17 protein-coding genes are annotated in these 20,915 nt (G+C 60.3%); 8 read left to right on the top strand and 9 right to left on the bottom strand.

The window, feature by feature from the left end; translation table 11 throughout:
• Positions 1 to 17 precede the first annotated feature (17 nt).
• From pstA to BK658_RS23665, 4 genes are all read right to left on the bottom strand, one after another.
• On the bottom strand, positions 18 to 1,688 hold the full coding sequence (gene pstA / locus BK658_RS23680) for a phosphate ABC transporter permease PstA (protein WP_123584423.1): 1,671 nt from the start codon (positions 1,686 to 1,688) through the stop codon (positions 18 to 20).
• 15 nt (positions 1,689 to 1,703) lie between these two features.
• A complete protein-coding gene (locus tag BK658_RS23675; RefSeq protein ID WP_185019887.1) occupies positions 1,704 to 3,737 on the bottom strand; it encodes an ABC transporter permease subunit in 2,034 nt (677 codons plus the stop codon).
• Positions 3,738 to 4,281: 544 nt separating this feature from the next.
• On the bottom strand, positions 4,282 to 5,286 hold the full coding sequence (locus tag BK658_RS23670) for a phosphate ABC transporter substrate-binding protein PstS (RefSeq protein WP_054594764.1): 1,005 nt from the start codon (positions 5,284 to 5,286) through the stop codon (positions 4,282 to 4,284).
• 194 nt (positions 5,287 to 5,480) lie between these two features.
• Positions 5,481 to 6,779: an MFS transporter gene (locus BK658_RS23665; RefSeq protein ID WP_123584421.1), complete on the bottom strand. Its 1,299-nt coding sequence runs from the start codon at positions 6,777 to 6,779 to the stop codon at positions 5,481 to 5,483.
• A gap of 366 nt (positions 6,780 to 7,145) precedes the next feature.
• On the opposite strand from BK658_RS23665, the gene BK658_RS23660 reads away from it, so the two are divergent.
• Positions 7,146 to 7,550 carry an acyl-CoA thioesterase gene (locus tag BK658_RS23660; RefSeq protein ID WP_019694314.1) on the top strand — a complete coding sequence of 135 codons (405 nt, stop codon included), beginning with the start codon at positions 7,146 to 7,148 and terminating at the stop codon, positions 7,548 to 7,550.
• A 73-nt stretch (positions 7,551 to 7,623) separates the two neighbouring features.
• The gene (locus tag BK658_RS23655; protein ID WP_123584436.1) at positions 7,624 to 8,523 is read left to right on the top strand and encodes a D-hexose-6-phosphate mutarotase; all 900 of its coding nucleotides are present in this window, start codon (positions 7,624 to 7,626) and stop codon (positions 8,521 to 8,523) included.
• 149 nt (positions 8,524 to 8,672) lie between these two features.
• On the opposite strand, the gene BK658_RS23650 is transcribed toward BK658_RS23655, so the two are convergent.
• The 5 genes from BK658_RS23650 to BK658_RS23625 all read right to left on the bottom strand — a co-directional run bounded on the left by BK658_RS23650 (position 8,673) and on the right by BK658_RS23625 (position 12,486).
• Positions 8,673 to 9,209 (bottom strand): DUF3299 domain-containing protein, encoded by a 537-nt coding sequence (locus BK658_RS23650; RefSeq protein ID WP_019694316.1) that lies wholly within the window; start codon positions 9,207 to 9,209, stop codon positions 8,673 to 8,675.
• Positions 9,210 to 9,297: 88 nt separating this feature from the next.
• Positions 9,298 to 9,546 carry a GlsB/YeaQ/YmgE family stress response membrane protein gene (locus BK658_RS23645; RefSeq protein ID WP_123584420.1) on the bottom strand — a complete coding sequence of 83 codons (249 nt, stop codon included), beginning with the start codon at positions 9,544 to 9,546 and terminating at the stop codon, positions 9,298 to 9,300.
• A 106-nt stretch (positions 9,547 to 9,652) separates the two neighbouring features.
• The gene (locus tag BK658_RS23640; protein WP_123584419.1) at positions 9,653 to 10,735 is read right to left on the bottom strand and encodes a 5-(carboxyamino)imidazole ribonucleotide synthase; all 1,083 of its coding nucleotides are present in this window, start codon (positions 10,733 to 10,735) and stop codon (positions 9,653 to 9,655) included.
• A gap of 11 nt (positions 10,736 to 10,746) precedes the next feature.
• Complete coding sequence (gene purE / locus BK658_RS23635) at positions 10,747 to 11,238, bottom strand: 5-(carboxyamino)imidazole ribonucleotide mutase (protein WP_019694319.1); 492 nt, start codon at positions 11,236 to 11,238, stop codon at positions 10,747 to 10,749.
• A gap of 321 nt (positions 11,239 to 11,559) precedes the next feature.
• Positions 11,560 to 12,486: a LysR substrate-binding domain-containing protein gene (locus tag BK658_RS23625; RefSeq protein WP_123584418.1), complete on the bottom strand. Its 927-nt coding sequence runs from the start codon at positions 12,484 to 12,486 to the stop codon at positions 11,560 to 11,562.
• Between the two features lie 180 nt (positions 12,487 to 12,666).
• Between BK658_RS23625 and BK658_RS23620 the strand changes: the two genes are divergently transcribed.
• The 6 genes from BK658_RS23620 to BK658_RS23590 all read left to right on the top strand — a co-directional run bounded on the left by BK658_RS23620 (position 12,667) and on the right by BK658_RS23590 (position 20,791).
• Positions 12,667 to 14,091, top strand: a complete 1,425-nt coding sequence (locus tag BK658_RS23620) for an aspartate ammonia-lyase (RefSeq protein WP_123584417.1) — start codon at positions 12,667 to 12,669, stop codon at positions 14,089 to 14,091.
• 472 nt (positions 14,092 to 14,563) lie between these two features.
• Entirely contained in the window at positions 14,564 to 16,015 is a 1,452-nt protein-coding gene (locus BK658_RS23615) for an alanine/glycine:cation symporter family protein (protein WP_123584416.1), read from the top strand.
• A 164-nt stretch (positions 16,016 to 16,179) separates the two neighbouring features.
• A complete protein-coding gene (locus BK658_RS23610; protein WP_123584415.1) occupies positions 16,180 to 17,184 on the top strand; it encodes an asparaginase in 1,005 nt (334 codons plus the stop codon).
• 164 nt (positions 17,185 to 17,348) lie between these two features.
• Positions 17,349 to 18,344 carry an AraC family transcriptional regulator gene (locus tag BK658_RS23605; RefSeq protein WP_123584414.1) on the top strand — a complete coding sequence of 332 codons (996 nt, stop codon included), beginning with the start codon at positions 17,349 to 17,351 and terminating at the stop codon, positions 18,342 to 18,344.
• A gap of 302 nt (positions 18,345 to 18,646) precedes the next feature.
• Positions 18,647 to 19,678: a histone deacetylase family protein gene (locus BK658_RS23595; protein ID WP_123584412.1), complete on the top strand. Its 1,032-nt coding sequence runs from the start codon at positions 18,647 to 18,649 to the stop codon at positions 19,676 to 19,678.
• A gap of 12 nt (positions 19,679 to 19,690) precedes the next feature.
• The gene (locus tag BK658_RS23590; protein ID WP_123584411.1) at positions 19,691 to 20,791 is read left to right on the top strand and encodes a polyamine ABC transporter substrate-binding protein; all 1,101 of its coding nucleotides are present in this window, start codon (positions 19,691 to 19,693) and stop codon (positions 20,789 to 20,791) included.
• Positions 20,792 to 20,915: the final 124 nt, after the last annotated feature.

The raw sequence follows: 20,915 nt of genomic DNA, 5'->3' as shown, positions 1-20,915 counted from the left end.
TCGCTCCCACATAAAAATCAGCTATCCAAAGCTTTGTATTTCTCGCGCAGGTGGTTACGAATCCACACTGCCGACAGGTTGAGCGTGGCGATCACCAGCACCAGCAACAGCGCCGTGGCATACACCAGCGGCCGTGCGGCTTCGACGTTCGGGCTCTGGAAGCCGACGTCATAAATATGGAAGCCCAAGTGCATGATTTTCTGGTCGAGGTGCAGGTACGGGTAGTTGCCGTCCACCGGCAGCGACGGCGCCAGTTTCACCACACCCACCAGCATCAGCGGCGCCACTTCACCCGCGGCGCGAGCCACGGCGAGGATCATCCCGGTCATCATCGCCGGGCTGGCCATTGGCAGCACGATCTTCCACAAGGTTTCAGCCTTGGTCGCGCCGAGGGCCAACGAGCCTTCACGCACGGTGCGAGGAATCCGCGCCAGACCTTCTTCGGTCGCCACGATCACCACCGGCACTGCCAGCAGTGCCAGGGTCAGCGAGGCCCAGAGCAGGCCCGGCGTACCGAACGTCGGTGCCGGCAGGGCTTCAGGGAAGAACAAACGGTCAACCGAGCCGCCGAGTACGTAAACGAAGAAGCCCAGACCGAACACGCCGTAAACGATCGCCGGAACGCCCGCCAGGTTGTTCACCGCAATACGGATCAAACGGGTCATCGGCCCCTGGCGTGCATATTCACGCAGGTAGACCGCTGCCAGTACGCCGAACGGGGTGACGATCATCGCCATGATCAGGGTCATCATCACGGTGCCGAAGATCGCCGGGAAGATCCCGCCTTCGGTGTTGGCTTCACGCGGGTCGTCGCTGAGGAACTCCCAGACCTTCTTGAAGTAGAAGCCCATTTTGGTCAGGTAGCTCATCGCGTTCGGCTGGTAGGCGTGAACCACTTTGCCGATACCGATTTCGACTTCTTTGCCATTGGCATCGCGAGCGGTCAGGCTGTCGCGGTTGAACTGCGTGTGCAGGTCGGCCAGGCGTGCCTCGACGTCTTTATAACGAGCGTTCAGCTCAGCGCGCTCAGTGTCCATGTCGGCTTGCGCGGTCGCGTCGAGTTTACCTTCCAGCTCCAGCTTGCGGCCGTGCAGGCGAATACGCTCGAGGCCTGCGTTGATCGCGCCGATGTCGGTTTTTTCCAGGCTCTTGAGCTGCGCTGCAAGCCCGTTGACCCGGTCCACCCGCGCTTGCAGCTCTGGCCAGGCCGCTTCGCCTTCAGCGATGACCTTGCCGTCCTGCTTGACGTTGAGCAGGTAGCCGTAGAAGTTGCCCCACTCGCGGCGCTCGATGGTCATCAGTTCACGCGGCGTGCTCTGGTCGGTCAGCCACTCGCCGACGATCCAGGTGAAGTCATTGCCGTTGATGTCACGGTTACCGACCTTGATCAGCTCGCGGGTCATGAATTCCGGACCTTGATCCGGCACTGGCAAACCCGCGGTTTTCAGACGCTCGCGTGGTACTTCTTCCTTCTGCACCACTTCGCCAATGACGACATGGTTGGCCTGGCCCGGCACGTTGTAACTGGCATGCATCAGGTCTGCCGGCCAGAAGTGGCCCAGACCGCGCACGGCAATCACCGCCAGCAAACCAATGGTCATGATGACCGCGATGGACACCGCGCCACCGCTGATCCAGACGCCGGGGGCGCCGCTCTTGAACCATCCTTTCAGGGAGTTCTGTTTCACAGACTTCTACCTTTCTTAAAGCGACGAGTATTTCTTGCGCAGACGCTGACGGATCAGCTCCGCGAGGGTGTTCATGATGAAGGTGAACAACAGCAGCACCAGCGCCGAAAGGAACAGCACGCGGTAGTGGCTGCCGCCGACTTCCGATTCGGGCATTTCTACCGCCACGTTGGCGGCCAGGGTGCGCAGACCTTCGAACAGGTTCATTTCCATGACCGGGGTGTTACCGGTAGCCATCAGCACGATCATGGTTTCCCCGACCGCACGGCCCATGCCGATCATCAGTGCCGAGAAAATGCCCGGGCTGGCGGTCAGAATCACTACGCGGGTCATGGTCTGCCATGGCGTAGCGCCGAGGGCCAGGGAGCCCAGCGTCAGGCCACGTGGCACGCTGAACACGGCGTCTTCGGCGATCGAGTAGATGTTCGGGATCACCGCAAAGCCCATGGCCAGACCAACCACCAGTGCGTTGCGCTGGTCGTAGGTGATGCCCAGGTCGTGGGAGATCCACATGCGCATGTCGCCGCCGAAGAACCAGGTTTCCATGTACGGGCTCATGTACAGCGACAACCAGCCCACAAACAGAATCACCGGGATCAGGATCGCGCTTTCCCAGCCGTCCGGCACTTTCAGGCGAATCGACTCGGGCAGGCGACTGAAGATGAAGCCGGCTACCAGAATGCCGATCGGCAAGAGCATCAGCAGGCTGAAGATGCCCGGCAAGTGCCCTTCCACATACGGCGCGAGGAATAGGCCGGCAAAGAAGCCGAGGATCACCGTCGGCATCGCTTCCATCAATTCGATGACCGGCTTGACCTTGCGGCGCATGCCCGGCGCCATGAAGTAAGCGGTGTAGATCGCCGCAGCGACCGCCAGCGGTGCCGCCAGCAGCATTGCGTAGAACGCAGCTTTCAGCGTACCGAAGGTCAGTGGCGAAAGGCTCATCTTGGGTTCGAAGTCGGTGTTGGCCGCGGTCGATTGCCAGACGTATTTAGGCTCGTCGTAGTTTTCGTACCAGACCTTGCTCCACAACGCGCTCCACGAAACTTCCGGGTGCGGGTTGTCGAGCAGCAGCGGTTGCAGCTTGCCGCCCTGTTCCACAATGATGCGGTTGGCACGCGGCGACAGGCCGAAGAGGCCCGCGCCATCAACCACCTGGTTCACCAGCAAGGTGCGGTGGGCAGTGCTGTGGAACACCCCGAGCTTGCCGGCAGTGTCGAGGGCGACGAAGCCTTTGCGACGCTCTTCGGCGGTAATTTCAACGATCGGCGTGGTGCCCATCTGGAAGGTGCGGATCTGTTTCAGTCGTTGCTCGCCATCGGTATCGCGAGCCATGAACCACTGGGCCAGACCACCCTTGGAGTCGCCGATGATCAGCGAAATACCACCCACCAGTTGAGTACTGGCGGTCACTTGCGATTCGCCGTCATCCAGCAGTTTGTAGCGACCGTTGAGGCTCTTGTCGCTCAGGCTGAAGACGTCGGCCTGGGCGCGACCGTTGACCACGTACAGCCACTGCTGACGCGGGTCGACGAAGATGTTCTTCACCGGCTCGGTCATTTGCGGCAGCTCGATACGCTTCTGCTCGTTGGTGACCTCACCGGTCATCATGTTTTCTTCGCTGGTCAGCGACAGCACGTGCAATTGCGAACCGGTAGAGCCGGCGAGCAGCAGGGTCGAATCGGTCGCATTGAGGCTGACGTGCTCCAGGGCACCGCCCTGCTCGTTCAATGCGATCGGCGTTTCGCCGTACGGGAATTCGATGGCCGGCGAGATGGTTTTCTTGCCTTCCGGGTAACTGACTTTATAGGTGTGACGGAACACCAGCGCCTGACCGTTGGACAAGCCCACGACAACCAGCGGATGGCCGGGCTGGTCTTTACCAATAGAGGTTACGCTGGTACCGGCAGGGATCGGCAGGTCGATGCGGCGCAGCTCGGCACCACTGTCGACGTCGAAAAACAGCGCCTGGCCCTTGTCGGAAACCCGCATGGCGACCTGGTTCTGTTCTTCAAGGGAGATCATCAGCGGTTTGCCAGCGTCTTGCATCCAGGCCGGGGTGATCGCGTCTTTAGCCGTCAGGTTGGCGCCCTGAAACAGTGGCGCAACGACGTAGCCAAGGAAGAAGAAGATCAGCGTGATCGCGCCGAGTACGGCGAGGCCGCCGACGAGGACGTACCAGCGGGTCAGGCGGTCTTTTAGCGCGCGAATGCGACGCTTGCGTTGGAGCTCAGGCGTATTGAAGTCAATTCGCTTGGGGGGATTGGTAGTCATGGTGGAATTGGCCAGATCATTCATGCGCACACCCTAGCGGTCCTGTATGACAGAAAGATGACAATGCAGTGACGCAACAAATCCGCCGCCCGTGTGAACTGGCAGCGGACTGGAAAATTGGGAGGTAGGAGCAATCTGTGGCGAGGGGGCTTGCCCCCGTTGGGGAGCGAAGCGCCCCCGAAAATCAGTCACCGCATTCTAAGCATCGACCGATTTACGACTGCTTCGCAGTCGAACGGGGCGTTGCGGCGTTCCGACAAGCCCCCTCGCCACACCAGCCTCACTCCTACAGATCCGGGGCTAGCCCCGAATCAGGGTTTTACTTTTTTGCGACTTCAGCGCCGCCTTCTTGCAGACCCAGGTCAGCCAGTGCCTTGGCGGCAACCTTGGCTGGCAGTGGGATGTAGCCGTCTTTCACTACAACTTCCTGACCCTGTTTGGACAGAACCAGTTTCACGAACTCGGCTTCCAGCGGGGCCAGAGGCTTGTTCGGAGCTTTGTTGACGTAAACGTAGAGGAAACGCGACAGCGGGTATTTGCCGTTCAGGGCGTTTTCTTCGCTGTCTGCGATGTAGTCAGTGCTGCCTTTCTTGGCCAGAGCCACAGTCTTCACGCTGGCGGTTTTGTAGCCGATGCCCGAGTAACCGATACCGTTCAGCGAAGAGCTGATCGATTGCACGACCGAAGCCGAGCCTGGTTGTTCGTTGACGTTTGGCTTGTAGTCGCCTTTGCACAGGGCTTCTTCTTTGAAGTAGCCATACGTGCCGGATACCGAGTTACGACCGAACAGTTGAACCGGCTTGTTGGCCAGGTCGCCTGTCACGCCCAGGTCACCCCAGGTTTTGACTTCTGCTTTAGCGCCGCACAGACGAGTCGAGGAGAAGATCGCGTCGACTTGTTCCATGGTCAGGTGCTGGATCGGGTTGTCCTTGTGCACGAACACGGCCAGGGCATCCACGGCAACCGGGATAGCGGTTGGCTTATAGCCGTACTTCTGTTCAAAGGCCGCCAGTTCGGTGTCCTTCATCTTGCGGCTCATCGGGCCCAGGTTGGAGGTGCCTTCAGTCAACGCAGGTGGCGCAGTGGCGGAGCCAGCGGCCTGAATCTGGATGTTTACGTTCGGGTATTCTTTTTTGTAGTTCTCAGCCCACAGGGTCATGAGATTGGCCAGGGTATCGGAACCGACGCTGGACAGGTTGCCCGAAACACCAGTGGCTTTTGTATAAGCCGGGATGGCTGGGTCTACACCAGCGGCTACCGCGTTGGCAGTTGCAACGCCAGCAGCGACAAACGTCATTGCCGCCATCAAACGCTTCAGTTTCATGCCTTACTCCTAGCAAATAGGGTGTGTTAAGTCGGGGCCAAGTATCGGCAGGCCGTATGAACACTCTATGACCTGAATATGACAATTAGATGAAAGGCCAGCATTTGGCTTTTTACAGGAGATGATCGAGGCGGACGCAGAGCGTCCATGGCGGCATTCCCACGCAGAGCGTGGGAACGATCATCCAGGCAGATTTAGCGGTCGTTCTTCCAGAGGTAACCACCCACCAGGATGCCAATGCTGCAGATGATTGCCACATAGTAGGCAGGCCCCATCGGGCTTTCCTTAAGCAGCAGGGTGACGACCATCGGGGTCAGGCCGCCGAAGATCGCGTAAGCCAGGTTGTAGGAAAACGACAGGCCGCTGAAGCGCACCACGGCCGGGAACGCCTTGACCATCACGAACGGCACTGCGCCGATCGTGCCGACGAACAGGCCGGTCAGCGCGTACAGCGGGAACAGCCAGTCGGGGTGATTGAACAGGCTGTGGTAGAAGGTCCAGGACGTCGCCAGCAGCGCTGCGCTGCCAAACACGAACACCCGGCCAGCGCCGAAGCGATCCGCCAGCGCGCCGGAGATCACACAGCCCAGGCTCAGGCACACGATGGCCACGCTATTGGCTTGCAGCGCGGTCGTGGCCGAGAAGTGATAGATGGTTTGCAGCACGGTCGGGGTCATCAGAATGACCACGATGATCCCGGCCGACAGCAGCCAGGTCAGCAGCATCGAGATGGCAATGGCGCCGCGATGATCACGCAACACTGCACGCAGCGGCACCTCTTCGGCCAGCGCCTTGCGCAGTTGCAGCTCGGCGAACACCGGAGTTTCGTGCAGCCACCGGCGCAGGTAGACCGAGAACAGGCCGAACACACCGCCGAGCAGGAACGGGATACGCCAGGCGTAATCAGCCACTTGTTCAGAGGTGTAGAGGCTGTTGATTGCGGTGGCGACCAGCGAGCCGAGCAGGATGCCGGCGGTCAGGCCGCACGTCAGCGTGCCGCAGGCGTAGCCGATGTGCCGCTGTGGCACGTGTTCGGAAACGAAGACCCAGGCCCCCGGCACTTCACCGCCAATCGCCGCGCCCTGGATCACCCGCATCAGCAGCAACAGGATCGGCGCCCACAGGCCGATCTGCGCGTACGTCGGTAGCAGGCCCATGATCAGTGTCGGTACGGCCATCATGAAAATGCTCAGGGTGAACATTTTCTTGCGCCCCAGCAGGTCGCCGAAGTGCGCCATGACGATGCCGCCCAGTGGCCGCGCCAGGTAACCCGCGGCAAAGATACCGAAGGTCTGCATCAGCCGCAGCCACTCGGGCATGTCCGCCGGGAAGAACAACTTGCCAACGACCGTGGCGAAGAACACGAAGATGATGAAGTCGTAAAACTCCAGCGCGCCGCCCAAAGCGGAAAGCGACAGTGTCTTGTAGTCGTTAGCGGTCAAGGGGCGCGCAGGTTGCGTGGGTGTCGCTATGCTCGATGGCGCTGTGGTCATGGCAAGGGCTTCTCTTATAGTCAGATCCGCAACCCCAACAACGCTGGCAGGGGCTTGGGCAGGTTCGGCACGATAGCAAATTGTTCGAAAAAGCACAGGAAAGCGCGTATTTGGCAGTCAAAATGAGAACCCGATGGTCGTCTCGGAGTCTACCGACCGATATACTCGCAACCGTGCAACACTTTGTAAGGGGTTGCTGTGCGAAAACGTCGTTGGCCTTTGTCAGCCGGTTTCGCAGAGTTTCCCTTTAGCACGCCTTATGGAAAACGTGACGAACGTAGTATGTTCGGGGCTGAATCGTTTTTCCCAAGACGGCTATTCACCCGCTGCATATTCCAAGAGTCACGGCTCAGAGGCACCCCTGGCATGATAGAGCTCGAACAAGAAGATCCTATTCCGCAAGGCGATCTGGCCCTGCAAATCACCGCGCTTCCCCGCGAAACCAACGGCTTTGGCGATATTTTCGGCGGCTGGCTGGTGTCTCAGATGGATTTGGCCGGTACGGCGATGGCCAGCAAGGTCGCGGGCGGACGCGTCGCCACCGTGGCGATCGATCGCATGGCCTTCCTGGTGCCGGTCGCCGTGGGCGCGCAACTGTCCTTCTATACCCAGGCAACGGAAATCGGCCGTAGCTCGATCAAGATGATGGTCGAGGTCTGGAGCGACGATCCACTGTCCAGCGAATGGCGTAAAGTCACTGAGGCGGTGTTCGTGTTCGTCGCCATCGATGGCAGCGGCCGCACCCGCTCGGTTCCGCCCAGAGCTCGTTAAACCGGGCAAGCGTTAAACCCGGCGGCCATTTTACGGTCCATTGACGTCATTGATCCTGAACGAGATGCGCAACATGCCGACTCCCAACGTTGAAGCCGTGAAACTGGATGAACTGAACTGCTGGCGCATCCGCCACGGTCAGGCCGAATTGCTGGTGGCCCAACAAGGCGCGCACATCCTCAGTTATCAACTGGCCGGGCAACCGCCACTGATCTGGCTCAACGATGAAGCGGTGTTCAAAACCGGCAAAAGCATCCGCGCCGGTGTTCCAGTGTGCTGGCCGTGGTTTGGCAACCTGGAGCGCAACCCGCCGAGCGTTCAGGCGATGCGCATCAGCAACGAACCGCCGACCGCCCACGGTTTAGTGCGGGCGATGGACTGGGAACTGGGTGCGATTGAAGCCGAAGGCGAAAGCCTGAAGGTCGAATTCGTCCTGCCCTACCTCGAAGGCGGCTTGCCGGGTTGGCCGTATCCGGTGGACCTGAAACTAAGCATTCGCCTGGATGAGCAGCTGCATATCAACCTGACCAGCCAAAACCAGGGCAGTACCCCCGTCACCATCAGTCAGGCGCTGCACAGCTACTACGCGGTCAGCGATGTACGCAACGTACACGTCGAAGGCCTGGACGGGCTGAACTACATCGAAACCCTGGATAACTGGAAAACCGTGACTCAGAACGGCGACCTGCGTTTTTCCGGGGAAACCGACCGGATCTACCTGAATACACCGGCGCAATTGAGCATCGTCGATCCTGCCTGGGAACGACGCATCGAGCTGACCAGCAGCGGTTCGCGCTCGGCGGTAATCTGGAACCCGTGGATTGCGCGCGCGGCGCAGTTCAGTGACATGGCCGATGACGGCTGGCAGCGCATGCTGTGCATCGAAACGGCCAACGTGATGGATGACATCGTGACCCTGGCACCGGGGGCGAGTCATACGTTGGGCGTGAGCATCGCCAGCAAACCTCTATAAGCAACACTACAAAACCACTGTGGGAAGAGCCGGGCGACGTTCGTCTGCCCGCGATGAGGCCATAACGTCCAACATCTATGTTGACTGTTACACCGCCATCGCGAGCAGGCTCGCTCCCACATTTGATCAGTGCCAAGCCAGCTGGCGTGTTACAAATCCGACTCTTTGACCGCCCGCACTTTTGCCGCATCCAGTGCATAGGCCGCATCGGCCAGGTCGTTGTTGACCTTCTCGATCTTCAGCGTGCCGGTGACCCACAGCGGTGTGTAGATATCGTCCAGCTTCAAGCCCTTCGGATAGCGCACCAGCACCAATTGGTTAGGCGGTGGTGGCGGCACGTGGATGCAGGCGCCAGGGTACGGCACCAGGAAGAACAGCGTGCTGCGACCCTTGGCATCGGTTTCCAAAGGCACGGGATACCCGCCGATGCGGATGTTCTTGTCGTTCATCGACGCCACGGTCTTGGTCGAATACATCACCGCCGGCAAGCCCTTGCTCTGCTTCAAGCCACCCTTGTCGGTAAAGGTGCCGTTGGCTTCGGGCGAGTTGTGGTCGATTTCAGGCATGGCCTCGAGGGCCTTTTGGTCCGACTTGGGCATCAGTTCGAGCCAGTCGGTTTCCGGCAGTTCACCGGCGTGGGCCAGGCCAGTGCCCAGCAATAGAAGAGTCAGCAGAAGACGGCGCATAAAATGTGCTCGGCAAAGAGGAGTCAGTAAATCGTCGAGCATTCTAGCCCTCTCTGCCCGTGCGGCAGAGAGGGCTTTGTCGCTTGAATCAGGTGTTTTTCTTGATCAGACCGTAGATCACCAGCAAAACAATCGCGCCCACCAGTGCACCGAGGAAACCCGCGGCTTGCCCAGGTTCATAGATATGGAGCGCCTGACCACCGTAAGTCGCGGCCAGCGAACCGCCAATGCCGAGCAGGATGGTCATGATCCAGCCCATGCTGTCGTCACCTGGTTTCAGGAAACGAGCCAACAGGCCAACGATCAAGCCGATGAAGATGGTTCCAATGATGTGCATGGCGTTTCCCTCTGAATGATGTAGGTATGCCAAAGCCTAGTCAGACCTTGGCATCCTGCCATCAGAGAACGGCGGCGACCGAAGGTTCCGTCGCTGCCAGATGAAACTATTCGGCAATCAGCGCTTCGACCTTGAGGATCTGCTGCTCCAGCGTGGCTTTGTCGGCGCAACGCAGGTTGGCGTGACCGACCTTGCGGCCGACCTTGAACGCCTTGCCGTAGTGGTGCAGATGGCAATCGGCGATAGCGATGACCTTCTCCACCGGCGGTACCACACCGATGAAATTGAGCATCGCGCTCTCACCGACCTTGGCAGTCGAACCCAGCGGCAGGCCGGCAACGGCGCGCAGGTGGTTTTCGAACTGGCTGCACTCGGCGCCTTCAGTAGTCCAGTGGCCAGAGTTGTGTACGCGCGGGGCGATTTCGTTGGCCTTGAGGCCACCGTCGACTTCAAAGAACTCGAACGCCATCACGCCGACGTAATCCAGCTGCTTGAGCACGCGGCTGGAGTAATCCTCGGCCAGGGCCTGCAAGGGATGGTCGGTGCTGGCCACGGACAACTTGAGAATGCCGCTGTCGTGGGTGTTGTGGACCAGCGGGTAGAACTTCGTTTCACCATCGCGAGCGCGCACGGCGATCAGCGAAACTTCACCGGTGAACGGCACGAAGCCTTCCAGCAAGCAGGCCACGCTACCCAGCTCGGCGAAGGTACCGACCACATCAGCCGGGGTGCGCAGGACTTTCTGGCCCTTGCCGTCGTAACCCAGGGTGCGGGTTTTCAGTACGGCGGGCAGGCCGATGGTGGCTACCGCAGCCTCCAGGTCGGCTTGCGAGTGGATATCGGCGAAGGCCGGCGTCGGAATGCCGAGGTCCTTGAACAGGCTCTTTTCGAACCAGCGATCACGGGCAATGCGCAGCGCTTCGGCACTCGGGTAAACCGGAACGAATTGCGACAGGAAGGCCACGGTTTCGGCAGGGACGCTTTCAAACTCGAAGGTCACCAGGTCCACTTCATCGGCCAACTGGCGCAGGTGATCCTGATCGCCGTAATCGGCCCGCAGGTGCTCACCCAGCGCAGCTGCGCAGGCATCCGGCGCGGGGTCCAGAAAAGCGAAGTTCATTCCCAGCGGCGTACCTGCCAGGGCCAACATGCGACCCAACTGGCCGCCACCGATTACACCGATCTTCATCGTCAACAACCTCAGGCGATGCGTGGGTCTGGATTGTCCAGGACGCTGTCTGTCTGCTCAGCACGGAAGGTTTTCAGCACCGCGTGGAATTGCGGGTGCTTGGCGCCCAGGATACTCGCCGAGAGCAGGGCTGCGTTGATCGCGCCGGCCTTGCCGATGGCCAGGGTAGCGACCGGGATGCCCGCCGGCATCTGCACGATCGACAGCAGCGAGTCGACACCCGAGAGCATCGACGACTGCACCGGCACGCCCAGCACCGGCAGGTGGGTCTTGGCCGCACACATGCCAGGCAAGTGGGCCGCGCCGCCGGCACCGGCGATAATCACCTCGATACCACGGGCCTCGGCCTCTTCGGCATACTGGAACAGCAGGTCCGGGGTGCGGTGGGCAGAGACCACTTTCACCTCGTAAGGGATGCCGAGCTTTTCCAGCATATCGGCGGTGTGGCTAAGGGTGGACCAATCGGACTTGGAGCCCATGATCACGCCAACCAGTGCGCTCATCGTCGTGCCTCTTCTCTCTGGGCGCCCGCAGGCGCGTCAAAAAACAACAAGCCACGCAAAATGCGTGGCTTGATTGTACGAATTATGGCCAGTCAAACCGGCCGAAGGCCGCGCAGTATACCTCAATGAAGCAGATAAACAGCCCCCCGCGCGACCATCTGTCATATGGCGCAAAGTGCCGGTTTTATTGACTTTAAGGTCAATCCAATACAACACGAATCCCTTGTGGGAGCGAGCCTGCTCGCGATAGCGTCAGGACATTCAATATTGATGTTGAATGTTAGTCTGTCATCGCGAGCAGGCTCGCTCCCACAGGGTTCTTCATTGTGCTCCAGAGCCAGGCGTACCCTGCGCTGCGCTGCCTTCCAGCTTGCGCCACAACAGCCTTACGTTGGCCTTGCGCACCAGCGCGCAGCGGTACAGGCGAATCTCCAGTGGCACGTGCCATTGCGGGCCACCGCAGACCACCAGCTCACCGCGTGCCAGTTCGGCACGCACGCTGAGCTGCGGCACCCAGGCGATGCCCAGCCCTTCCAGCGCCATGCTTTTCAGGCTGTCGGCCATGGCGGTTTCATAAATGGTGGTGAAACGCAGCGCGCGCTGGCGCAGCAGCATGTTCACCGAACGCCCGAGAAAAGCCCCGGCGCTGTAGGCCAACAGTGGCACGCTGGCCTCGCCTTCGAGGTCAAACAGCGGCTTGCCATCCGCATCGGCCGCACAGACCGGGAGCATTTCGGTGTCGCCCAGGTGCAGTGACGGGAAAATCTCCGGGTCCATTTGCATGGCCGCATCCGGGTCATAAAACGCCAGCATCAGATCGCAGCCGCCTTCGCGCAACGCATGGACGGCGTCGCCGACGTTGGTCGCCACCAGCCGCGTGGCAATATTCAGGCCTTCATTGCGCAGTTGTGCGATCCAGCGCGGAAAGAAACCCAGGGCCAGGGAGTGAGCGGCAGCGACTTGCATCACTTCGCCCTGCCCGCCTTCGAGGTGATGTAAATGCCGCAGCACTTCGCCGAGTTGCTCGACCACCGTACGCGCCGTGACCAGAAACAACTGCCCCGCCGCCGTCAGTTCGATGGGTGTGCGCGAGCGATTGACCAGGGTCAGCCCCAGCGCGGCTTCCAGGCTGCGGATCCGCCGGCTGAATGCCGGCTGAGTCACAAAGCGCCGTTCGGCGGCCTGCGAAAAGCTGCGGGTGGCGGCCAGGGCACTAAAGTCCTCGAGCCATTTGCTTTCCAGATTCATCACGTCCTCCCGGACACGCACCAATTTAGGTCACACGCTCACCGCACACACGGCGTCACACAGACATTATGCCGAATGTGCATAGGGCAGTGCTTAACAGCATTGGCCCAAAATTTTCCACAAGCCTAGCATCCGTAGCGTTCCGGCACAGACCGGGTCCATATCGAGATGATTTCTATCATGTCTTCCGCTGCATCTTTCCGCACAGAAAAAGACCTGCTTGGCGTACTCGAAGTACCAGCTCAAGCGTATTACGGCATCCAGACCCTGCGAGCGGTGAACAACTTCCGTCTCTCCGGCGTTCCGATTTCGCATTACCCGAAGCTGGTTGTGGGTCTGGCAATGGTCAAGCAGGCTGCTGCTGACGCCAACCGCGAGCTGGGTCACCTGAGCGAAGTCAAGCACGCTGCCATCAGCGAAGCGTGTGCCCGTCTGATCCGCGGCGATTTCCACGAAGAGTTCGTGGTGGACATGATTCAAGGCGGCGCTGGCACTTCAACCAACATGAATGCCAACGAAGTCATCGCCAACATCGCGCTGGAGGCCATGGGCCACAGCAAGGGCGAATACCAATACCTGCACCCGAACAACGACGTGAACATGGCGCAGTCGACCAACGACGCCTACCCGACGGCCATCCGCCTGGGTCTGCTGTTGGGTCACGACGCCCTGCTCGCCAGCCTCGACAGCCTGATCCAGTCGTTCGCTGCCAAAGGTGAAGAATTCAGCCACGTTCTGAAGATGGGTCGTACCCAGCTGCAAGACGCCGTGCCGATGACCCTTGGCCAGGAATTCCGCGCCTTCGCCACCACCCTGAGCGAAGACCTGGCACGCCTGAAGACACTGGCACCGGAACTGCTGACCGAAGTGAACCTGGGCGGCACCGCGATTGGTACCGGCATCAACGCCGACCCGCGTTACCAGCACCTGGCTGTTCAGCGCCTGGCACTGATCAGCGGTCAACCGCTGGTACCGGCTGCCGACCTGATCGAAGCGACTTCCGACATGGGCGCCTTCGTACTGTTCTCCGGCATGCTCAAGCGCACCGCGGTCAAGCTGTCGAAGATCTGCAACGACTTGCGCCTGCTGTCCAGCGGCCCACGCACCGGCATCAACGAAATCAACCTGCCAGCGCGTCAGCCGGGCAGCTCGATCATGCCGGGCAAGGTCAACCCGGTTATTCCTGAAGCCGTTAACCAGGTGGCCTTCCAGATCATCGGTAACGACCTGGCACTGACCATTGCGGCCGAAGGCGGCCAGTTGCAACTGAACGTGATGGAGCCGTTGATCGCCTTCAAGATCTTCGACTCGATCCGCCTGCTGCAACGCGCCATGGACATGCTGCGCGAGCACTGCATCGTCGGCATCACCGCCAACGAAGCCCGCTGCCGTGAACTGGTCGAACACTCGATCGGCCTGGTCACCGCGCTGAACCCGTATATCGGTTATGAAAACGCCACCCGCATCGCCCGTATCGCCCTTGAAAGCGGCCGCGGCGTGCTGGAACTGGTGCGCGAAGAAGGCTTGCTCGACGACGCCATGCTCGCCGACATCCTGCGCCCGGAAAACATGATTGCTCCGCGTCTGGTACCACTGAAAGCCTAACGCTGTAGTTACTGCTCACCAGGTCGAGGGACTAGACACCTCTCACCTTTTGAGGGCCTGGAGTTCATTCTCCGGGCCCTTTTTTTTAAATCTTTTGCGGATTTTCCAAACATGTCGTGTGTTTTCAATACCGCCAAGATCGCAGCCTTCGGCAGCTCCTACACAGGGATTGACGTGCACCCGTAGGAGCTGTCGAAGGCTGCGATTTTTTGATCTTGCAGCCCCTTGTTTTATCGTTCGCACCACAACCGTGCAGACGGACGCCGCACTGATAGGTATAGTGCCGCCCCTCTTCGCGTGAGCGGTCGTCGGTAACGAGACCCAAACCCATGCGAAACCCGAACTAATAACAAACCCGCGATATGGATCCGGGACGAACATCGCCCCATCCGTTGTGCCGTGCACAGACCGGTGTAACGCGATGTTTCGACCGCCAACAATCGCCTACACAAAAAACAGCGAGGAATACTCCATGCTCGAAGTCATCAACGACTTCCTCTCAGGGAAAGTACTGATCGTGCTCATTGTCGGGCTCGGTAGCTACTTCACGATCCGCTCGCGTTTCGTCCAATTGCGTCACTTCCTACACATGTTCTCGGTCTTCAAGGACAGCCTGCGTAGCAGCAGCGAGCAACTCAGCTCCTTCCAGGCCCTGATGCTCAGCCTCGCCGGCCGCGTCGGCGCAGGCAATATCGCGGGTGTCGGCATCGCCGTGACCCTCGGTGGCCCGGGCGCAGTGTTCTGGATGTGGGTAACCGCACTGGTCGGCATGTCCAGCAGCTTCTTCGAATGCTCCCTCGGCCAGCTCTATAAGCGCTGCGACTCCGAAGGTCAGTACCGTGGCGGCCCGTCCTACTACATCCAGCACGGCCTGCAGAAGCGCTGGTTGGGCATGATCATGGCATTCCTGTTGCTGGTGACCTTCGGGTTCGCCTTCAACGGCCTGCAATCCCATGCCGTGACCCACTCGCTCAATAACGCCTTCGGTCTGAACACCACCTACACCGGCCTGGGCCTGGCGGTGCTGTTGGGCCTGGTGTTTATCGGCGGGATCAAGCGGATCGCCAAAGTGGCCGACCTGCTGGTACCGGTGAAGACCCTGGTCTACATCGGCGTGACCATCTACGTGATCGTGCTGCAATTCGACCATGTGCCGGGCATGCTGATGACCATCGTCAAGAGCGCATTCGGTCTGGACCAGGCCTTCGGCGGTCTGATCGGCAGCGCCATCGTCATGGGCGTGAAGCGCGGCGTGTTCGCCAACGAAGCCGGCCTGGGCAGTGCGCCTAACGTCGCAGCCGTGGCTTCGGTCGAGCACCCGGTCGCACAAGGCGTGGTTCAGGCGTTCAGCGTGTTCCTCGACACCTTCGTGATCTGCACCTGCACTGCGTTGCTGATCTTGCTGTCGGGTTTCTACACACCAGGCTTCGAAGGCGACGGCATTGCCCTGACCCAGAACTCCCTGGCCGCCGTAGTCGGTGATTGGGGCCGGATGTTCATCAGCGTCGCGCTGGCGTTGTTCGTGTTCACCTCGATCCTCTACAACTACTACCTGGGCGAGAGCAACCTGCGCTTCCTGATCGGTGAAAACCGCAAGGTGCTGATCGGCTACCGCGCAATGGTACTGGCGTTGATCTTCTGGGGTGCCATCGAAAACCTGAGCACCGTGTTCGCCTTCGCCGACATCACCATGACAATGCTCGCGTTCGTGAACCTGATCGCCTTGTTCCTGCTGTTCAACGTTGGCATGCGCATCCTGAATGACTACGACGCTCAACGCCGCGCCGGGATCAAGACACCAGTGTTCGACTCCAGCAAATTCCCGGACCTGGACCTGGACCTCAAAGCCTGGCCAGCCAACCCGCCAGCCGCCTCCCCAAAGGCCGAAGCCGAGCCTCAAGGCGTGACCGCAGCGCAACGCTGATCGGTAAACGACGGGCGCATCCTCTGCGCCCGTCAGCTAAAGTGAACTACTTGTGGGAGCGAGCCTGCTCGCGATAGCGGACTGACAGTCGACATAGCGGTGTCTGACATACCGCTATCGCGAGCAGGCTCGCTCCCACAGTCATCTCTTGCGGAGACCACCTGATGATTTCCAATTCCTACCCTGCTGCGCAGCACGTCATGGTGCTCTACACCGGTGGCACCATTGGCATGCAAGCCAGCGCCAACGGCCTGGCCCCGGCGTCCGGTTTCGAAGCCCGGATGCGCGACTACCTGCATAGCCAGCCTGACCTGGTGGTGCCGAACTGGCGCTTCCGAGAAATGACCCCGCTGATCGACAGCGCCAACATGACCCCGGCCTACTGGCAGCGCCTGCGCGACGCGGTCATCGAAGCGGTCGAAGTCGACGGCTGCGACAGCGTGCTGATCCTGCACGGCACCGACACCCTGGCCTACAGCGCCGCCGCCATGAGTTTTCAATTGCTCGGCCTGCACGCACGGGTGCTGTTTACCGGTTCCATGCTGCCGGCCGGCGTGCCCGACAGCGATGCCTGGGAAAACCTCGGCGGTGCACTGGTCGCCCTCGGCCAAGGCCTGGCGCCGGGCGTGCAGTTGTACTTCCACGGCGAGCTGCTGGACCCGACCCGTTGCGCGAAGATTCGCAGCTTTGGTCGGCACCCGTTTGCTCGCCTGCAACGCCAGGGCGGCGGCGTTAAAGCGCCTGCCCTGCCGACAGCGCTTGAGTACCGTCAGGCCAAGCAACTGGCCAAGGTCGGCGTGCTGCCACTGTTCCCCGGCATCGGCGCGCAGCAACTCGATGGCGTGCTGAACAGCGGCATCCAGGGTCTGGTGCTGGAATGCTTCGGCAGCGGCACCGGGCCGAGCGATAACCCTGAGTTTCTCGCCAGCCTTGCGCGTGCGCGGGATCAGGGGGTCGTGGTGGTCGCGATCACCCAATGCCATGAAGGCGGGGTTGAGCTGGACGTCTACGAGGCAGGCAGCCGCTTGCGTGGCGTGGGCGTGTTGTCCGGTGGCGGCATGACCCGTGAAGCCGCGTTTGGCAAATTGCATGCGCTGTTGGGTGCGGATCTGGATACCGCTGAGGTTCGGCGGTTGGTTGAGCTGGACCTCTGCGGCGAACTGATCTGACACGGTACACAACCTGTGGGAGCGAGCCTGCTCGCGATAGCGGTCAACCATTCAACACTGATGTTGACTGATACACCGTCATCGCGAGCAGGCTCGCTCCCACAGGTTTGTAGCTAGGCATACAACTTGCTCCCCTTTCCGGCACTCCCAAGCTGGAATCGCCCATGCTCCACTCCCACCTCACGACCCTCAACGCCGTCTCCCTGGTGCTCAACACCTTCAAGGCCGAAGGCCTGTCCAGCGAAGCGCTGCTGGCCGGCAGCGGCATCAGTGCAGCGGATCTGAGCCGGGCCGACATGCGGATCGCCACCAGCCAAGAGATGCAGGTCTGCGTCAACGCCGTCGCCCTCAAGCGCGACATCGGCCTGGAACTGGGCAGGCGCATGCACGTTTCCTCTTACGGCATGCTCGGTTATGCCTTGCTCACCAGTGCCACCTTAGGTGACGCTTTGCGTCTGGCGCTGCGCTATCCGGCGCTGTTGGGAACACTTTTCGAGCTGAGCCTGGAGGAGGAGGATGGCGAGCGCATCTGGCTCACCGCCGGCGACTATAGGGAAAACCCGGCGCTGGCGGTGTTCAACATCGAATTCTGCCTGGTCTCGATGAAAGTCATCTGTGATGACCTGCTAGGTCATCCGCTGCCGCTGCTGGGTGCCCGTTTCGAACATTCGGCACCGGACTATCAGGCCAGCTATGCGACGCACTTTGATTGCCCACTGCGCTTCGACTGCATCGATAACGCCTTCGCCTTCGACAAAAACTGGCTCGACCAGCCCTTGCCGCTGGCCGACATCATCACCCATCAGGCCATGGCCGAACGCTGTCGCAAACAGAACACCGAATTCACCGGGCGTCAGGCGTGGCTGGGCCGCATCCGCCAACTGCTCGCCGCTCAACTCGACGCCGCGCCAGGCCTTGAAGGTCTGGCCGAGCAGATGAACTGCTCGGCGCGGACCTTGCGCCGGCACCTCAAGGACCTGGGGTGCAGCTATCAGGAATTGCTCGACGAACTGCGCTTTGAGCGCGCCAAGCAGATGCTGTACGAAGACCAACTGCCGATTTACCGCATCGCCGAGGCGCTGGGCTTCAGCGAGACCGCAAGTTTCCGCCATGCGTTTGTGCGCTGGAGCGGCGTGGCGCCGAGTCAGTTCAGGCCTTGAGTGCTGTTGTGTCCGGAATACCGTCTTCGCGAGCAAGCCCGCTCCCACAGTGGATTTGCGTTGATCACAGATCCAATGTGGGAGCGAGCCTGCTCGCGATAGCGTCCTCAAGAACACTCGGAATCCCGCAGACAGCTCAGCATTCCATGCCCTTAGCTGGCGCACACTCGCGCCAATAAGGGGCGAATTCCGGTCACATGTTTTGGCCACATCGATCCCCTTTTGGCCTTTCCTGCCGTTCTCTGAATCGCCGCACGCCGCAAGACTGTGTTCAACCGAATCAGCCTGCGGAGAACAAGAAAATGCTGACGATCTACTCGGACGATCACCATCTGCACCACGGACGCTGCGAATTGATGGACGGGCAACTGATGCCCTGCTTCGAAATGCCCTCGCGGGCCGACCACGTTCTGGCACGGGTTCAATCCCGCAGCCTGGGGCCGGTGCAAGCGCCGCAGGATTTTGGTCTGGGGCCGATCCAGCGCATCCACAGCGACGACTACCTGACGTTCTTCAAAGGCGCATGGCAGCGCTGGACCGAGTTTGAACGCGACGGCGATTTGCTGCCGTACACCTGGCCGGCGCGCACCCTGCGCACGGTCATCCCGAAAAGTCTGCATGGCCAACTCGGCTATTACAGCTTCGACGGTGGTGCACCGATCACCGCCGGCACCTGGCAAGCGGCGTATAGCGCGGCGCAAGTCGCGCTGACCGCCCAAGCTGCGATCCAAGGTGGTGCGCGCAGTGCGTTTGCGCTGTGCCGTCCACCGGGACATCACGCCGCCAGCGACTTGATGGGCGGTTATTGCTACCTCAACAACGCCGCCATCGCCGCCCAGGCATTCCTCGATCAAGGCCACAAGAAAGTCGCGATCCTCGACGTCGACTACCACCACGGCAACGGCACCCAATCGATTTTCTATCAGCGCAGCGATGTGCTGTTCACCTCGATCCACGGCCACCCGGAAGCTGAATTTCCATTCTTCCTCGGTTACGAAGACGAACGCGGCGAAGGCGCAGGAGAAGGTTTCAACTTCAACTACCCGCTGCCCGCAGGTTCCGGCTGGGACACCTGGAGCGCCGCGCTGGAACAGGCCTGCAAAGAAATCGAGCACTACGGCGCCGATATCGTGGTCGTGTCACTGGGCGTGGACACCTTCAAGGACGACCCGATCTCCCAGTTCAAGCTCGACAGCCCGGATTACCTGGTGATGGGCGAACGCATCGGCGCCCTCGGCAAGCCGACCCTGTTCGTGATGGAAGGCGGCTACGCGGTGGAAGAAATCGGCATCAATGCCGTGAACGTTCTCGAAGGTTTCAAAAGCGCCCAATGAGGAATTAGAACAATGAACCGACTCAAGCGTTTGATCGTCCCTGCCTTGTGCGCCACGGTCCTCAGCGGCGCCGTACACGCCGAAGAGCGCACCTTGCGGGTCTACAACTGGTTCGACTACATCACCCCCAAAGCCCTGGAAGACTTCAAGGCCGAGAACACCAAGGTCAAACTGGTCTACGACATTTTCGACACCAACGAAGCGCTGGAAGCCAAACTGCTCACCGGCAATTCCGGTTACGACGTAGTGGTGCCGTCCAACGTGTTCCTCGCCAAGCAGATCGAAGCCGGGGTATTCCAACCACTGGACCGCAGCAAACTGCCGAACTGGAACCACCTCGATCCCAAGCTGATGAAGCTGATCGAAGCCAACGACCCAGGCAACAAATTCGCCGTGCCCTACATGTACGGCACTATCCTGATCGGCTTCAACCCGGACAAGGTCAAGGCCGCGCTGGGTACCAACGCACCGGTCGACAGCTGGGACCTGATCTTCAAGGAAGAGAACATCAGCAAGCTCAAGCAGTGCGGCGTGGCCCTGCTCGACTCGCCGTCGGAGATTCTGCCGCTGGCCCTGCAGCACCTGGGCCTGAACCCGAACAGCAAAAAGCCGGATGACTACGTCAAGGCTGAAGCGTTGCTGATGAAGATTCGCCCGTACATCACCTACTTCCACTCGTCCAAGTACATGGCCGACATCGCCAACGGTGATATCTGTGTCGCCGTCGGTTACTCCGGCAGCTTCTCCCAGGCCGCCAACCGCGCCAAGGAAGCCAAGAACGGAGTGATCGTCGACATGCGCCTGCCGAAAGAAGGCGCGCCGATCTGGTTCGACATGCTCGCGATCCCGAAAGGGGCGAAAGACCCGGAAGACGCCTACACCTTCATGAACTACCTGTTGCAACCGAAAGTCATCGCGCCGGTCAGCGACTTTGTCGGTTATCCAAACCCGAACAAGGACGCCACGGAAATGGTCGACCCGGCGATCCGTACCAACCCTAATCTGTACCCGACCGAAGCGGCCATGAGCACGCTCTACACCCTGCAACCGCTGCCGCGCGACGCGGAACGGGCGCGGACCCGGGCCTGGACCAAGATCAAATCGGGTACCTGAAACGCTCACTGAGCTGAACTCGAAGACCCGCACCTGTGCGGGTCTTTTTTTTGACTGTCCTAACTAAATACCACCAGGCCCCATCGCCAGCTCTCTACCTTGCGATTCAGCCAGTCGGCGGTGT

Source organism: Pseudomonas brassicacearum (assembly GCF_003732175.1).
Taxonomy (GTDB): Bacteria; Pseudomonadota; Gammaproteobacteria; order Pseudomonadales; family Pseudomonadaceae; genus Aquipseudomonas; species Aquipseudomonas brassicacearum_G.
Note: the sequence above shows the minus strand (reverse complement) of the source record. Positions and strands in the feature narration are given on the sequence as shown.

What these genes read in the sequence shown, in the direction of transcription:
- BK658_RS23590 (WP_123584411.1), top strand. Translation starts at nt 19,691, where the DNA reads ATGAACCGACTCAAGCGTTTGATCGTCCCTGCCTTGTGCGCCACGGTC.
- BK658_RS23620 (WP_123584417.1), top strand. Translation starts at nt 12,667, where the DNA reads ATGTCTTCCGCTGCATCTTTCCGCACAGAAAAAGACCTGCTTGGCGTA.
- BK658_RS23650 (WP_019694316.1), bottom strand. Translation starts at nt 9,209, where the DNA reads ATGCGCCGTCTTCTGCTGACTCTTCTATTGCTGGGCACTGGCCTGGCC.
- BK658_RS23665 (WP_123584421.1), bottom strand. Translation starts at nt 6,779, where the DNA reads ATGACCACAGCGCCATCGAGCATAGCGACACCCACGCAACCTGCGCGC.
- BK658_RS23595 (WP_123584412.1), top strand. Translation starts at nt 18,647, where the DNA reads ATGCTGACGATCTACTCGGACGATCACCATCTGCACCACGGACGCTGC.
- BK658_RS23675 (WP_185019887.1), bottom strand. Translation starts at nt 3,737, where the DNA reads ATGCAAGACGCTGGCAAACCGCTGATGATCTCCCTTGAAGAACAGAAC.
- BK658_RS23660 (WP_019694314.1), top strand. Translation starts at nt 7,146, where the DNA reads ATGATAGAGCTCGAACAAGAAGATCCTATTCCGCAAGGCGATCTGGCC.
- purE (WP_019694319.1), bottom strand. Translation starts at nt 11,238, where the DNA reads ATGAGCGCACTGGTTGGCGTGATCATGGGCTCCAAGTCCGATTGGTCC.
- BK658_RS23615 (WP_123584416.1), top strand. Translation starts at nt 14,564, where the DNA reads ATGCTCGAAGTCATCAACGACTTCCTCTCAGGGAAAGTACTGATCGTG.
- BK658_RS23605 (WP_123584414.1), top strand. Translation starts at nt 17,349, where the DNA reads ATGCTCCACTCCCACCTCACGACCCTCAACGCCGTCTCCCTGGTGCTC.
- BK658_RS23645 (WP_123584420.1), bottom strand. Translation starts at nt 9,546, where the DNA reads ATGCACATCATTGGAACCATCTTCATCGGCTTGATCGTTGGCCTGTTG.
- BK658_RS23670 (WP_054594764.1), bottom strand. Translation starts at nt 5,286, where the DNA reads ATGAAACTGAAGCGTTTGATGGCGGCAATGACGTTTGTCGCTGCTGGC.
- BK658_RS23625 (WP_123584418.1), bottom strand. Translation starts at nt 12,486, where the DNA reads ATGAATCTGGAAAGCAAATGGCTCGAGGACTTTAGTGCCCTGGCCGCC.
- BK658_RS23655 (WP_123584436.1), top strand. Translation starts at nt 7,624, where the DNA reads ATGCCGACTCCCAACGTTGAAGCCGTGAAACTGGATGAACTGAACTGC.
- BK658_RS23640 (WP_123584419.1), bottom strand. Translation starts at nt 10,735, where the DNA reads ATGAAGATCGGTGTAATCGGTGGCGGCCAGTTGGGTCGCATGTTGGCC.
- BK658_RS23610 (WP_123584415.1), top strand. Translation starts at nt 16,180, where the DNA reads ATGATTTCCAATTCCTACCCTGCTGCGCAGCACGTCATGGTGCTCTAC.